Annotated in this window: 10 protein-coding genes; all 10 read left to right on the plus strand. The window is 63.9% G+C overall.

What is annotated here, in order from left to right; genetic code table 11:
• Positions 1–25 precede the first annotated feature (25 nt).
• Positions 26–2,371 (plus strand): acyl-CoA dehydrogenase, encoded by a 2,346-nt coding sequence (locus LZ012_RS09725; RefSeq protein ID WP_275710184.1) that lies wholly within the window; start codon positions 26–28, stop codon positions 2,369–2,371.
• Between the two features lie 2 nt (positions 2,372–2,373).
• Entirely contained in the window at positions 2,374–3,660 is a 1,287-nt protein-coding gene (locus tag LZ012_RS09730; RefSeq protein WP_275710186.1) for an acetyl-CoA C-acetyltransferase, read from the plus strand.
• Between the two features lies 1 nt (position 3,661).
• Positions 3,662–4,606: a DegV family protein gene (locus LZ012_RS09735; protein ID WP_275710188.1), complete on the plus strand. Its 945-nt coding sequence runs from the start codon at positions 3,662–3,664 to the stop codon at positions 4,604–4,606.
• A 10-nt stretch (positions 4,607–4,616) separates the two neighbouring features.
• Positions 4,617–6,533 carry a 3-hydroxyacyl-CoA dehydrogenase NAD-binding domain-containing protein gene (locus LZ012_RS09740; protein ID WP_275710190.1) on the plus strand — a complete coding sequence of 639 codons (1,917 nt, stop codon included), beginning with the start codon at positions 4,617–4,619 and terminating at the stop codon, positions 6,531–6,533.
• Positions 6,534–6,660: 127 nt separating this feature from the next.
• Entirely contained in the window at positions 6,661–7,995 is a 1,335-nt protein-coding gene (locus LZ012_RS09745; protein WP_275710192.1) for an OmpP1/FadL family transporter, read from the plus strand.
• A 240-nt stretch (positions 7,996–8,235) separates the two neighbouring features.
• The gene (locus LZ012_RS09750; RefSeq protein WP_275710194.1) at positions 8,236–10,737 is read left to right on the plus strand and encodes a cache domain-containing protein; all 2,502 of its coding nucleotides are present in this window, start codon (positions 8,236–8,238) and stop codon (positions 10,735–10,737) included.
• A 141-nt stretch (positions 10,738–10,878) separates the two neighbouring features.
• Positions 10,879–13,278, plus strand: a complete 2,400-nt coding sequence (locus LZ012_RS09755) for a 3-hydroxyacyl-CoA dehydrogenase/enoyl-CoA hydratase family protein (RefSeq protein ID WP_275710196.1) — start codon at positions 10,879–10,881, stop codon at positions 13,276–13,278.
• 22 nt (positions 13,279–13,300) lie between these two features.
• On the plus strand, positions 13,301–14,500 hold the full coding sequence (locus LZ012_RS09760) for an acetyl-CoA C-acyltransferase (protein WP_275710198.1): 1,200 nt from the start codon (positions 13,301–13,303) through the stop codon (positions 14,498–14,500).
• A 3-nt stretch (positions 14,501–14,503) separates the two neighbouring features.
• The gene (locus LZ012_RS09765) at positions 14,504–15,019 is read left to right on the plus strand and encodes a DUF4442 domain-containing protein (protein WP_275710200.1); all 516 of its coding nucleotides are present in this window, start codon (positions 14,504–14,506) and stop codon (positions 15,017–15,019) included.
• On the plus strand, positions 15,016–15,591 hold the full coding sequence (locus tag LZ012_RS09770; protein WP_275710202.1) for a chalcone isomerase family protein: 576 nt from the start codon (positions 15,016–15,018) through the stop codon (positions 15,589–15,591). Before LZ012_RS09765 ends, LZ012_RS09770 begins: the two co-directional genes overlap by 4 nt.
• Positions 15,592–15,596 lie beyond the last annotated feature (5 nt).

The raw sequence follows: 15,596 nt of genomic DNA on the forward strand, positions 1-15,596 counted from the left end.
TAAAAGACGTAAAAGGAGACATGCAATGCAAACCGTGTTGTCGATTCTGGCGGCGGCGGTAGCGATCGTATTGATCGTTGCCATTCGCCCGATCCGCCGGGGGCTGATCACCAGTCCCATTTTTGCCACCTACCGCAAGGTGCTGCCGCAGATGTCGGATACCGAGCGCGATGCGCTCGAAGCTGGCACTGTCTGGTGGGAAGGTGAGCTGTTTCGCGGCAAGCCGGACTGGCAGAAGCTGCACGCCTACCCGGTGCCGAAACTGACGCCGGCCGAGCAGTCCTTCCTCGACAACGAATGCGAGGAAGCCTGCCGCCTGGTCGATGACTGGAAGGTGACGCATGAGTTGTACGACCTGCCTAACGAGGCGTGGCGCTACATCAAGGACAAGGGCTTCCTCGGCATGATCATCCCGAAGAAGTACGGCGGCCTGGAATTCTCGGCCTACGCCCATTCGCAGGTGGTGACCAAGCTGTCGACCCGTTCCTCCGCACTATCGGTGTCGGTGATGGTGCCCAACTCGCTCGGCCCGGCTGAACTGCTGCTGCACTACGGCACCGAGGAACAGAAGAACCATTACTTGCCGCGCTTGGCCAAGGGCATCGAGGTGCCGGCCTTCGCGCTGACCAGCCCGTGGGCCGGTTCCGATGCGGCGTCGATCCCGGATACCGGCGTTGTCTGCAAGGGCATGTACCAGGGCAAGGAAGTGCTCGGCATGCGCGTTTCCTGGGACAAGCGTTACATCACATTGGCCCCGGTGTGCACGGTGTTCGGCCTGGCCTTCCACCTGTTCGACCCGGATGGCCTGCTCGGCGACAAGAAACATATCGGCATCACCTGCGCGCTGGTTCCCTACGACCATCCGGGTGTCGATACCGGCCGCCGCCACTTCCCGCTCAACGCCATGTTCATGAACGGCCCGACGCGCGGCAAGGAAGTCTTCATGCCGCTCGATTTCATCATCGGCGGCCCGAAGATGGCCGGGCAGGGCTGGCGCATGCTGATGGAGTGCCTGGCCGCCGGCCGTTCGATCTCGCTGCCGTCGTCCAATACCGGCATGGCGCAGATGACGGCGCGTGCCGTCGGCGGCTATGCCCGTGTCCGTTCGCAGTTCAAGATGGCCGTCGGCAAGTTCGAGGGCGTCGAGGAAGCGTTGACCCGCATCGGCGCCTACACCTACATGATGGATGCCGTGCGCAAGATGACGGCCGGCGCTGTCGATCTCGGCGAAAAGCCCTCGGTCGTCTCGGCCATCGCCAAGTACCACGTCACCGAGCGCGCCCGCCAGGTGGTCAATGACGGCATGGACGTCATCGGCGGCAAGGGCATCTGCCTCGGTCCGTCCAATTTCCTCGGCCGCGCCTACCAGCAGGTGCCGATCGGCATCACTGTCGAAGGCGCCAATATCCTGACCCGCTCGCTGATCATCTTCGGCCAGGGCGCCATCCGCTGCCATCCCTACCTGCTGCCGGAAATGCAGGCGGCGCAGAATCCGGATGTCCGCAAGGGCCTGGTCGATTTCGACAAGGCGCTGTGGTCGCACATCGGCTTCACCATCAAGAACGGCTTCCGCGCGCTGTGGCTGGGCATGACCGGTTCGCACTTCGTCGGCGTCAATACCGACGTGGCGCCGGAAATGCGCCGGTACTACCAGCAGCTGACGCGCTTCTCGGCAGCCTTCGCCTTCATGTCCGACATCTCGCTGCTCGTGCTCGGCGGCAGCGTCAAGCGACGCGAAAAGCTGTCGGCGCGCCTCGGCGACATCCTGGCCCAGATGTACCTGATTTCCTGCACCCTGAAGCGCTACGAAGCCGAAGGGCGCAAGCAGGAAGACGCGGCGCTCGCCCACTGGGCGATCTGGGACGCCATGTACAAGGCGCAGCAGGCGTTCGACGGCGTCATCGCCAATTTCCCGGTGCGCTTCATCGCTGCCTTCCTGCATCGCTCGATCTTCCCGTGGGGCCATCCGTACGTCGTGCCGTCCGATGACGTCGGCCACCAGGTCGCCAAGTCGCTGATCGCGCCGTCGGCCACCCGCGACCGCCTGACCGCCGAATGTTATCTGCCGCTGGTCGAGAAGGAGCCGGTCGGTGCCATCGAACTGGCGCTCAAGGCCACGCTGGAGGCCGAGCCGATCGAAGCGAAGATCCGCGCTGCCGAGAAGGACGGGCGTTTCGACAACAATCCGCAGGCCAACGTGCGCGACATCGCCATCGTCGCCTTCGAAGCCGGCGTCATCACGGCGGCCGAGTACGAAGTGATGAAGCGCCGCAACCACCTGCGCGACATCGTCGTCCATGTCGATGACTTCCCGTTCGACTATGGCGTGGCGACCGCCAACAAGCCGGCCGAAAGCCGCATGGCGGCCTGAGCATGAGCAAGACAATCTACGTGGTGGACGGCGCTCGCACGCCGTTCCTCAAGGCGCAGAAAGGGCCGGGGCCGTTCGCGGCGTCCGATCTCGCGACCCAGGCAGGCAGGGCGCTGCTGCTGCGCCAGCCGTTCGAGCCGAGCGATCTGGACGAAGTGATCCTCGGCTGCGCGGCGCCGTCACCGGACGAGACCAACATCGGCCGCATGGTTGCGCTGCGCCTCGGTTGCGGCAAGAAGGTCCCGGGGTGGACGGTGATGCGCAACTGCGCTTCCGGCATGCAGGCCATCGATTCGGCCATCGCCAACATCCAGTGCGGGCGTTCCGGACTGGTGCTGGCCGGCGGCGTCGATGCGCTGTCACGCGCGCCGCTGTTGTATTCGGATGCCATGGTGCGCTGGTTCGCCGGCATGATGTCGCTGCGCACCGCCGGCCAGAAACTGCAGCATTTCCTGAAGCTGCGCCCGGCCGCCTTGCTGACGCCGGTCATCGGCCTGATGAAGGGGCTGACCGATCCGGTGGTCGGCCTGCTCATGGGACAGACGGCGGAGAATCTCGCTTGGCGCTTCGGCATCGACCGCAAGCAGATGGACGAATTCGCCGTGCGCAGTCACCAGAAGGCGCTGGCCGGGCGGCGGGCCGGGCATCTCGACGAGATCGTGCCGGTCGTCGATGGCAGCGGCAACGTCTATGCCGAGGACGACGGTGTGCGCGCCGATGCCAGCATGGAGGGCATGGCCAAGCTCAAGCCTTTCTTCGACAAGAAGTACGGCAATGTCACGGCCGCCAACAGTTCGCAGATCACCGATGGCGCCGCCTGGGTGCTGCTCGCGTCGGAGGAGGCGGTGCAGAAATGGGGTTTGAAGCCCATCGGCAAGATCGTCGACAGCCAATGGTCCGGCCTGGAGCCCGAGCAGATGGGCCTCGGTCCGGTGCATGCCGCGACACCGCTGCTGCAGCGCCACGGCCTGACCCTGGCAGACGTGGATTACTGGGAGCTGAACGAAGCCTTCGCTGCCCAGGTGCTGGGTTGCCTGGCGGCATGGCAGGATGATGCCTATTGCCGCGAGCAGCTCGGCCTGCGTGGCGCCTTCGGCAAGATCGCTGAAGATAGGCTGAACGTCGATGGTGGCGCGGTATCGATTGGCCATCCGGTCGGTGCTTCCGGGGCGCGCATCGTTCTCCACCTGTTGCAGGTCCTGCGCCGGAACAAGGCGAAGCGCGGCGTGGCTACGATCTGCATCGGTGGCGGCCTGGGCGGTGCCATGCTGGTCGAGAGCCTGAACTGACATGCGCATCGGTATCGTGGTGGACTCGGCGTGCGACCTGCCGCGCGAGTTTCTCGACCAGCACGGCGTGCTGGTCATGCCGATCACCCTGCGCATTGGCGATGCCCTGATCGAGGACCGGCGCCATCCGGACGAAACGCAGGCCTTCTACGTCCGCCATCTGGACCGCAAGAGCGAGGATTTCGCCGAGTCGATCCCCTATTCGGTGGCGCAGATCGAGCGCCTGTTCCTCGAACGCCTGGTGCTCGATTACGACTACGTGTTCTGCCTGACCATCACCAGCACGCGCAGTCCGATTTTCGACCATGCCATGCAGGCCTCGCGCGCCATCCTGACCAAGTACAAGGCCATCCGCCGGGAAGCGGGGATGGAGGAGCGTTTCGGGCTGGCGGTATTTTCCACGCGCAATCTGTTCACCGGCCAGGCCGTACCGGTCGCCGAGGCCGTGCGCCTGATCCGCCAGGGCGGCTTGCCCAGTGAAATCGGCAGTCGCCTGAAGCACCTGATCGACGAGACGCACACCTACCTGGTGCCGGCCGACCTGTTCCACATCTACAAGCGGGCGTCGAAGAAGGGCGATACCAGCCTGGGCTGGTCGTCCTACACGCTGGGCACCTGGCTGGACGTCAAACCCATCCTGCACTGCCATCGCGACGTGACGACCACGGTCGACAAGGTGCGCGGCTTCCACGCCGGCGTCGAGCTGCTGTTTGACAAGGCGGTGCAGCGCATCCGCGACGGCCTCGATGCGCCGAATATCTGCATCAGCTATGGCGGTGAGCCGTGGGCCGTCCCGCGCCTGCCGGGCTATGCCGCGCTGGCCAAGGCCGCCGAGGACAACGGGGTGGCCATACTCGTGTCGCCGATGAGCAAGACGGCGGCCGTTAATGTCGGGCCCGGCGCCCTGTCGCTGGCTTTTGCGGCGCGCGGCCACCAGGCTCACTGAGGACTATGCAATGAATCTGAATCTGCAACACTGGCGGCTGCTCGTCGATGTACAAGGCATCGCCACCGCTACCCTGGACAAGGCGGGCGAGTCCGCCAATTCGCTGTCGGCCGACGTGCTGCGCGAATTTTCGTCCATTCTCGATCAACTCGACGTCTATCCGCCCAAGGGCCTGATCGTCCGTTCCGGCAAGGAGGCTGGCTTCATCGCCGGCGCCGACATCTCCGAGTTTTCCCAACTCGATACGCCGGAAAAGGGCAGGACATTGGTTGAGCGTGGCTGGGGGCTGTTCAACCGCCTGGCTGCCGTCAAATACCCGACCCTGGCGCTGGTGCGCGGGCATTGCCTGGGCGGCGGACTGGAACTGGCGCTGGCCTGCCGCTACCTGCTGGCGGTGGACGAGTCCGGAACCAAGATGGGTCTGCCGGAAGTGATGCTCGGCATCTTCCCCGGCTGGGGCGGCATGTTGCGCCTGCCGCAGCGTGTCGGCCCGGCCGCGGCGCTGGACATGATGCTGACTGGCAAGACTATCGACGCCAAACGGGCGAAGAAAATGGGCCTGGCCGACGACTGCGTGCCGCCGCGCGTCATGGAGCCGGCGGCCCGCCAGTTGCTGCTCTCCGGCCAGGCGCGGCGCCCATTGCCGCTGCTGCAAAGGCTGCTGAATGGTCCGCTGAAAAGCGTCGTCGCCAACGGCGCCCGCAAGCAGGTGGCGAAGAAGGCGCGGCCGCAGCACTATCCGGCCCCTTACGCGATCATCGACCTGTGGCAGAAGCATGACGGAAATGCACTGGCCGCACCGGAGGTGATCGACCGCATCATTTCCTCGCCGACGGCGCGTAATCTGGTCCGCGTTTTCCATCTCCAGGAGCGCATGAAGGGCTTCGGCAAGGATTCCGAATTCAGGGCCAAGCGCGTGCATGTCATCGGCGCCGGTGTCATGGGCGGCGATATCGCCGCCTGGTGTGCGCTGCGCGGTTTGACCGTAACGCTGCAGGACCAGACGCTGGAGCGCATTGCGCCGGCCCTGAAGCGGGCACAAACGCTGTTCGAGAAGCGATTGCGCGAACCGCTCAAGGTCCGCGCCGCCTTCGACCGGCTGATCCCCGATCCGCAGGGCGACGGGGTGGCGCACGCCGATGTCGTCATCGAGGCCATCTTCGAGAACGTCGAGGCCAAGCATGCGCTATTCAGGTCGCTGGAACCGCGCCTCAAGCAGGGCGCCGTGGTTGCCACCAATACCTCCAGTCTCCGGCTGGAAGACCTGCGTACGGTGCTCGCCAATCCGGGGCGCCTGGTCGGCATCCATTTCTTCAATCCGGTGGCCATGATGCCGCTGGTCGAAGTCGTCGAGGCCGAGGGCGCCGATCCGGCCGCCGCGCAGGCGGCCTGCGCCTTCGTCAAGCAGATCGACAAGCTGCCGCTGCCGGTCAAGAGCGCGCCGGGCTTCTTGGTCAATGCCGTGCTCGCCCCGTACATGCTGGCGGCGATGCGGGCGGTGGATGACGGCGTTGCGCCGGAAACGGTCGACGAAGCCATGCTCGCCTTCGGCATGCCGATGGGGCCGATCGAACTGGTCGACACGGTGGGGCTCGACATCGCCATGGCCGCCGGCAAGCAACTGGCCGGCGGGGCCGATGCACCGCGTTGCCTGATCGCCTGCGTCGAAAAAAACCAGCTCGGCAAGAAAAGCGGGCAGGGCTTCTACGACTGGTCTTCCGGCAAGGCCGCCAAGGGCAGCGCCGGCGGCGTGCCGAACGGTTTGGCCGAAAAACTGGTCAAGCCGCTGATCGACCGCGTCGAACAACTGGTCGCCGACGGCATTGTGGCCGACGCCGAATTGGCCGACGGCGGCGTGATCTTCGGCACTGGCTTCGCGCCCTTTACTGGCGGTCCGTTGCACTATCGTGCCGCAGCGCAGGGGTGATGTTGCGTATCTGCAACAAGACCTAAATTATTATTCGATGAAACAACATTTCAAACGTTTGTTTGAGTTTTAATTGACGCACCAAATCGGGGCTCGCCCCAACACAATCACAACAGGAGACATATCGATGTACAAGACTTTCAACCTGCGCCTGATTCCCGCCCTGGTCGCCGTGGCCTTCTCCGGTTCGGCCGCCGCTGCCGGCTTCCAGCTCTTCGGCGAGCAAAGCGCCAGCGGCATCGGCAATGCGGGCGCCGGTTCGGCTGCCGTCGCGGAAAACGCCGGTACCATCTACTACAACCCGGCCGGCATGACCCAATTGCAGCGCCTGGAAGTATCGGGCGGTCTGTCGGTGGTCAGGACCAATTTCGAGTTCAAGGACAACGGTTCGTCGGTCGGTGCCCTGGGCGCATCCGGCGATGGCGGCAATGGCGGCGACTGGGGCTATGTGCCGAATGCCTATATGTCGATGGCGCTCAACAAGGATCTGTACATCGGTCTGGGCATCGGCGCCCCGTTCGGCCTGAAGACCGGATACGACAATCCGTGGAAGGGTGCCGCGCAATCGCTGAGCTTCGATATCAAGACGATCAACATCAACCCGTCTGTCGCCTGGCGGGCGAATGAATGGGTGTCGGTCGGTTTCGGCCTGAACTGGCAGAAGATCGATGCGGAGTATGTTCGCGCCGTGTCGGTGACCAATGCCGGTTTTACCGGTGCTACCGCGACCCTGAACCTGTCGGATGACGCGTGGGGCTGGAATGCCGGTGCCTTGTTCAATCTGAGTCCTGATACCAAGCTGGGCGTTTCCTACCGTTCGAAAATCAAGTACGAGACCACTGGTGACGTGAAGCTGAGCAGCAATGGCTCCGCCGCTTCGAATGTCACGGTTGCCGGGTTAACGACGGGGGGTGGGGCGAGCGACACCAAGGCCAGCATCACGCTGCCGGATACCTTCATCCTCAGCTTGACGCAAAAGCTGGGTAACCAGTGGGAACTGCTCGGCGACGTTTCGTGGACCGGCTGGAGTTCCATCCCGAAGGTGGATATCTACCGCACCTCCGGCGTGCAGAACGGTGCTCTCGCACAGACGCTGGACACCGAGTTCCGTGACACCTGGCGGGTCGCGCTGGGGGCCAACTACAAGGTCAGCGAGGCCGTGAAATTGAAGATGGGCATCGCCTACGACCAGACGCCGGTCAAGAATGCCGAACACCGCCTCGTTTCGCTGCCGGACAACAACCGGACCTGGTTCGGCCTGGGCGCCCAGTGGAAGCCGTCCAAGACCATGACCCTGGATGTCGGCGGCGCTTATCTGTATGTGAAGGATGCAGATATCAACAACAATCAGACGGTCGCGGTGGTCAATGCCCAGACCGCAGCGGCCAATCGCGGCACGGTCAAAGGCACTTATAACGATAGCGCCTGGCTATTCGGTGCTCAGGTGTCGCTGGCGTTCTAACCCCTCTTCCTTGCGTACTTCAACCCCGGCTGGTCCGGGGTTTTTTTTGGCCTGCCGCTTTGCCGTGGGCTACGGCATTGCGCTGCATTCGATCAGGAAAATCCTTCCCGCCCTGACCGGTTTTGCTACATCGCTCGGATGTTCGGCCGGCAGACGGCGATGATGTATGCACACAGAATGCCTCCCGTCCTGACCGAAATGAAGCTGATTCGGGTCGGAAGTGTTGGGAAGGAGGGAGCCATGATTCCACATTTGAGCATACGCAGTCGGCTGGTGCTGTTGATCGTGCTGGCCTGGGTAATTCTTTCGTCGGTGATCGGCTATGCGCTGGTCCTGGAAAAGCGCGAGCTGTTGCAACAGAAGCAGGAGCGGACCAATAACGCGCTCGAACTGGGGTTCAGCGTGCTCGACTACTACCAGAGCCAGGTCGAGGCGGGGGCGTTGTCGCGCCGGGACGCCGAAGCGACGGCGGCAGCGGCCGTTTCCCGGATGCGCTACGACGGGCTGAACTACTTCAGCATCTACGATCTGAACTACCACATGCTCCGGCATCCGATCAAACCGGTGATGAACGGCGGCGACTTTTCCAGCCTGACCGACGCCAACGGCGTGCGTATCGTTTTCGAACTGGTCGAGGCGGCCAAGCGCGACAAGGGCGAGTTCGTCTATTACCTGTGGCCCAAGCCGGGCAACGCGAAACCGGTGAAAAAGGCGGCGACCAGCCGCTTGTTCGCACCGTGGGGCTGGGTGTTGCAGACCGGCATCTATATCGATGACGTCGACATCGAATTCCGCAGCAAGCTGCTCACCTATTTGGGCCTGATCGCTGCCGCCATGCTGCTGCTCGTGCTGCTGTTGTGGCACATCGCCAACGGCATCAGCAAGCCCTTGCATGATCTTCAGGAGTCGGTCGGCCGCATCGCCGGACTCGATCTGTCCGATCCGGACGTGCTGCACGCCGTGGCCGAAAAACTGTCTGCGTCGGCTCGCGACGGCAATTGTCCCGAAATCAAGCACCTGGCCCATGCCTATGCGCTGCTTGCCGGCCGTCTGGTCGATGCCAACGACAATCTGGGTGACGTGAATAGAAAACTGACGGCCGAATTGAACGACCGGCACCGCGCCGAGGCGGAACGCGACGACGCGGAACAGGCCAATCAATCGAAAAGCGCTTTCCTGGCCAATATGAGCCACGAAATCCGGACGCCGCTCAATGCCATCATCGGCCTGACCCATCTGTTGCGCCGCAACCAGCTCGACGACCAGCAACGGGAGCGCCTCGGCAAGATCGATGCTGCCGCCACGCACCTGTTGGCCGTCATCGACAATATTCTCGACCTGTCCAAGATCGAGGCCGGCAAGCTGGAACTGGAACTGGCTGATTTTTCGCCGGCTGCGCTGCTGGACGAAGCGCGGTCCCTGGTCCAGGACCGGGTTGCCGCCAAGGGCCTGGATTTCCGGACGGAGATCAGGGGCTTGCCGACCGTTCTGCATGGTGATGTGACGCGGCTGCGCCAGGCGCTGGTGAACTATTTGGGCAATGCGGTCAAATTTACCGAAAAGGGCGGCATCATCCTGCGCGCCAGCGTTGTCGACGAAGATGCCCACCACGTTCAGGTGCGTTTTGCCGTGCAGGATACTGGCATCGGCATCGCCGCCGAAAAAGTGCCGATGCTGTTCCAGGTATTCGAGCAGGTCGATACGTCGATCACCCGCAAATTCGGCGGCAGCGGCCTCGGGCTGGCGATCAACCGGCGTTTCGCCCAGTTGATGGGAGGCGAAGCGGGCGTCGACAGCACACCAGGGCAGGGCAGCACCTTCTGGCTCACGGCCAAGCTGGGCAAGCGACCCGGCGTCGTACTGGACACCGGCAAGCAGGATGCCGACCTCAAGGCCGAGCAGCGTCTTGGCCGGCACTGCGCGGATGCACGCGTGCTGTTGGTGGAAGACAACCCGATCAATCAGGAGGTGGCGCTGGAACTGCTTGCCCGGGTCGGTCTGTCGGCCGATGTGGCACAAAACGGCGAACAGGCATTGGGTAAGGTCAGGGAATCGACTTTCGATCTGATCCTGATGGATGTGCAGATGCCGGTCATGGACGGCCTGGAAGCGACGCGCCGGATTCGCCAGCTACCGGCCTGCGCCCACGTCCCCATCCTGGCGATGACGGCCAATGCTTTTCGGGAAGACAAGGTCGCCTGTCTGGCGGCCGGCATGACCGATTTCGTGGCCAAGCCGGTAGATCCGACCGTGCTGTACAGCACCCTGTTGCGCTGGCTGCCGCAGCACAAGCCGGCGCCGGGAGGGGCATTGATTTCCGCCCGCAACGAGGCGGGCGGTACGCCGGCCGGACATGGCGACAGCGAATTGCGCCAGCGTCTGCGGACCATTGCCGGCCTGAATCTGGAGCGTGGCCTGCTGTGCACCGCCGGCAAGCTGCCCAAGCTGGTCCGCTACCTGCAGATGTTCGCCGAAACCCACGCCCAGGACGCCGATCGTGTGCAGTACTACCTGACGGCGCATGACCCCGAACAGGCGCGACGCTGGGTGCATGCGCTGAAAGGGGTGGCCGGCAATCTTGGTGCCGAAAGCGTGCATGCCGCCTCGCAGGCGCTGGACATGGCGATCCGCCGCGGCGCCGGAGCCGACGAACTGGCCCGGAATCTTGGGGCAATGGCCGAGGAACTGGGCGTCTTCGTCGCCGGCATACGTTCGGCGCTGGCCCTCGACTGCAGCGCCTGATCCTCTCGCGGTGCCGGCCGGCCGCGCATCGCGGTGTTGAAAATCGAAACAAAATAGTTGACCACGGCGGTGTCTCCTCTATAATTCAAACGTTCGTTTTAGTTTTGCGAATGACAAAATAGAGACCATAAGGAGACACGCTTGAACAAGCTGATCGTGAAGAAAGCCGCCGTGCTCGGCGCCGGTGTGATGGGGGCGCAGATTGCCGCGCACCTCGCCAATGCCGATGTGCCGGTCGTGCTGTTTGACCTGCCGGCCAAGGAAGGCGACAAGAACGGCATCGTGAAGAAGGCCCTTGATGGCCTCAAGAAGCTCGATCCGGCGCCGCTGGCTAGCAAAAGCAAGCTGAAGTTCATCGATGCCGCCAACTACGACGAGCATCTGCCGCTGCTCGCCGAGTGCGATCTGGTCATCGAGGCCATCGCCGAGCGCATGGACTGGAAGAACGACCTGTACGCCAAAATCGCGCCGCACATTGCGCCGCAGGCCATCGTTGCCTCCAACACCTCCGGCCTGTCGATGAACGCGCTGGCCCAGGGGCTGCCGGCGGCGGTTCGCCCGCGCTTTTGCGGCATCCACTTCTTTAATCCGCCGCGCTACATGCATCTGGTTGAAATCATCGGCACGCAAAGCACCGATGCTTCGACGCTCGATGCGCTGGAAACCTGGCTGACCTCGCGCCTGGGCAAGGGCGTCATCCGCGCCCTCGATACCCCGAACTTCGTCGCCAACCGCATCGGCGTCTTCTCGATTCTCGCCGTCATGCACCACACCCAGGCCTTCGGTCTCGGGTTCGACGAAGTCGATGCGTTGACCGGCCCTAAGATCGGTCGTCCGAAGAGCGCCACCTACCGCACGGCTGACGTGGTCGGCCTCGATACGCTGGCCCACGTCGTCAAGACCATGCAGGACACGCTGCCCAACGACCCGTGGCATGCCTTTTTCACCAGCCCGGCCTGGCTGCAGGCCTTGATCGCCCAGGGCGCACTCGGCCAGAAGACCCGCTGCGGCATCTTCCGCAAGCGGGGCAAGGAAATCCAGGTGCTCGACCTGGCCGCCCAGGACTACCGCAAGTCGGCTGGCGAGATCGCCGAGGAAGTCGGCGCCATCCTGAAAATCCGCAACCCGGCCGAGAAATTCGCCGCCTTGCGCGCTTCCAGCCATCCGCAGGCGCAATTCCTGTGGGCCATTTTCCGCGATATCTTCCATTACGCCGCCGTGCAGCTGGAAAGCGTCGCCGACAACGCTCGTGACCTCGATCTGGCCATGCGCTGGGGCTTCGGCTGGACGCAGGGCCCGTTCGAGACCTGGCAGGCCGCCGGCTGGGGCGAGACCGCCCAGGCCATCGCCGCCGATATTGCTGCCGGCAAGGCCATGAGCCCGGTCGCGCTTCCCGCCTGGGCGCTTGAAGCCGGCCGTACCGGCGTGCATGCCGCCGAAGGTTCCTATTCGGCCAGCAAGAATGCCTACGTGCCGCGTTCCACGCTGCCGGTCTACCAGCGCCAGCTGTTCCCCGAGCGCGTGCTCGGCGAAACCGCCGCCACCCCGGAAAAATCGGGCGAAACGCTGTACGAGAACGACGGCGTGCGGCTGTGGACGCTGCCGGCAGTCGATAAGGGTATCGGCATCCTGTCCATCAAGTCGAAGATGCACACCATCGGCAACGAGGTGCTCGATGGCGTGATTGCCGCCGTGCGCCAGGCCGAGGGAACGCTGGACGGCGTGGTCGTCTGGCACGAAGCGCCGTTTGCTGTCGGCGCCAACCTGCAGCAGGTGGGCGAAGCCTGTGCTGCCGGCCAGTTCGACATCCTCGAGCAGACCGTCGAGAAGTTCCAGCGCGCCTCGCAGACGCTGAAGTACGCACAGGTGCCGGTCGTCGCTGCGGTGCAGGGCATGGCCCTGGGCGGCGGTTGCGAATTCGTCATGCATGCAGGCAAGCGGGTCATGGCGCTGGAAAGCTATGTCGGCCTGGTCGAAGCCGGGGTCGGCCTGATCCCGGCCGGTGGCGGCTGCAAGGAATTCGCCGTGCGCGCCGCCGAATGGGCCGCGCAATCGGCGACGCCGGGCGAGGTGTTCAACTACCTGCAGCCGGTGTTCCAGACCATCGCCATGGCCAAGGTCGCCAAGAGCGCGCAGGAAGTCGTCGATTTCGGTTTTGCCAAGCCGTCCGACACCATCCTGTTCAATGCCAACGAACTGCTCTTCGTCGCCATCAAGGAAGCGCGGGCCATGGCCGACGCCGGTTACGCCCCGCCGCAGATGGCGCGCGGCATCCCGGTCGCCGGCAAGAACGGCATCGCCACCTTCGAGATGATGCTGGTCAACATGAAGGAGGGCGGCATGATTTCCGCCCACGACTACAAGGTCGCCAAGTCGGCCGCCACCGCCCTGTGCGGCGGCGAGATCGAGACCGGCAGCCTGGTCGATGAGGAATGGCTGATCACCGTCGAACGCCAGCTGTTCGTCGAATTGCTGAAGACCCCCGAAACCCAGGCCCGGATCAAGCACATGCTGGAAACCGGCAAGCCGCTGCGTAATTAATCGGGTCAGGAGACATAAAGAAATGAGCAAACAGATTCAAGACGCCTACATCGTCGCCGCCACCCGCTTGCCGGTCGCCAAGCGCAACGGCATGTTCAAGAACGTTCGGCCGGACGACATGCTGGCCGCCGTCATCAAATCGGTCGTCGCGCAGGTTCCGGGTGTCGATCCGGCGCTGATCGGCGATGTCATCGTCGGCTGCGCCATGCCGGAAGCCGAGCAGGGCATGAACGTTGCCCGCATCGGCGCGCTGCTCGCCGGACTGCCGATCACCGTGCCGGGCATCACCATCAACCGCTTCTGCTCCTCCGGGGTGCAGGCGGTGTCCGATGCCGCCAACCTGATCCGCCTCGGCCAGGCCGACGTGATGATCGCCGCCGGTACCGAGTCGATGTCGGTCATGCCGCAGATCATGGGCAACAAGATGTCGATGAATCCGGCCATCTTCAGCCATGAGGAAAACCTCGGCATCGCCTACGGCATGGGCCTGACCGCCGAAAAGGTCGCGCAGCAGTGGAAGATCGGTCGCGACGCACAGGATGCCTTCGCCCTGGCCTCCAACCAGAAGGCTTGCGCCGCCATCGCCGCCGGCCATTTCAGTGCCGAAACGACGCCTTACGCCATCCGCGAAAGCCTGCCCGACCTGAAAACCGGCCAGATCAAGCTGCGCGAGCGCACCGCCGAATTCGACGAAGGCCCGCGTGCCGATGCCTCGCTGGAAAAGCTCGGCAAGCTGAAGCCGGTGTTCCACGCCCGTGGCTCGGTGACGGCCGGCAACTCGTCGCAGATGTCGGACGGCGCCGGTGCGGTGATGCTGGTTTCCGAGAAGATCCTGCGCGAGCACGACCTGACTCCGCTTGCCCGCTTCGCCGGTTACGCCGTCGGCGGCGTCGCCCCGGAAATCATGGGCATCGGCCCGATTGCCGCGATTCCCAAGGTGCTGGCCCAGGTCGGCATCAAGCAGGACGACCTCGACTGGATCGAACTGAACGAAGCCTTCGCCGCCCAGTCGCTGGCCGTGATCCAGGAACTCGGCTTGAATCCGGACAAGGTCAATCCGCTCGGCGGCGCCATCGCCCTCGGCCACCCGCTCGGCGCCACCGGCGCCATCCGCATCGCCACGCTGGCGCATGGCTTGAAGCGCACCGGCGGCAAGTACGGCATGGTGTCGATGTGTATCGGGACCGGCATGGGTGCCGCAGGCATTATTGAGGCGCTGTAAGGCGTGAAACCAGCCTGGCTTGCCAAGCTCCCACCCGCCTGGCGGGCGCGGATGGTGCGGATGGGGTTCAACTTCCATCCCGCCTTCCGCGGTACCGGCGGCCGGGTCACCCATGTGGCGCAGGATTTGCGCCATATCCGGGTGCGCCTGCCGCTTAACTGGAAGACCAAGAACATCGTCGGCTCGCTGTATGGCGGCTCGCTGTTCGCGATCACCGACGGGGCGCATCCGATGATGTTGATGGCGGCGCTGGGCGATGGCTACATCGTCTGGGATAAGGCGGCCAGCATTCGTTACCGCAAGCCGGGGTTTTCGACGCTGTATGCCGATTTCGTGCTCAGCGACGAGGAACTGGCCGATATCCGGGCAACCTTGGTGCACAGTCCGGAACTGGAGCGCACCTTTCAGATCGAGCTGAAGGACCGCCACGGCACGGTGCATACCGTCGTCGAGCGCACGGTCTACATTGCCGACAAACATTACTACCGCCAAAAGAGCGGTGGAGGAGACAACGAGTGATTACATCGACAAGCGTCCGCCGGGCTGCCCTGGTCGCTGCCCTGATGGCCGTGCCCGGGCTGCATGCGGCGGAGGTGGCCGGCGTCAAGGTGGACGACAAGCTGCGCGTCGGTAGCAACGAACTGGTTTTGAACGGGGCCGGCCTGCGCAGCAAGCTGTTCATCAAGGTCTATGTCGGCGCCCTGTATGTCGGGCAGAAGGCCACGACGCCGCCGGCAATCTACGACAGCCCCAGCCCGCGCCGCATGGTCCTGCGCCTGCTGCGCGACCTGGATGCCGATTCCCTGCATACGGCGCTCGACGAAGGCCTGAAAAACAACAACACGCCGGCCGAACTGGCTGACATGAAAGGGCAGGCCGAACAGCTTGCCGGCATCATGAAATCCATCGGCAAGGTGCGCGAAGGCGATACCATCGCCATTGACTTCTCGAGCGAGGGCGTCGCCATCAGCCAGAACGGCGAAGCGCGCGGCAAGGTGGCCGGGGCGGGCTTTGCCAAGGCCCTGCTCAAGGTCTGGTTGGGCGACAAGCCGGCGGACGCCTCGTTGAAGAAGTCGCTGCTCGGCAGCTAGACAAA

The sequence above is a fragment of the Dechloromonas hankyongensis genome (assembly GCF_022012295.1).
In the GTDB taxonomy this organism is placed as follows: Bacteria; Pseudomonadota; Gammaproteobacteria; order Burkholderiales; family Rhodocyclaceae; genus Azonexus; species Azonexus hankyongensis.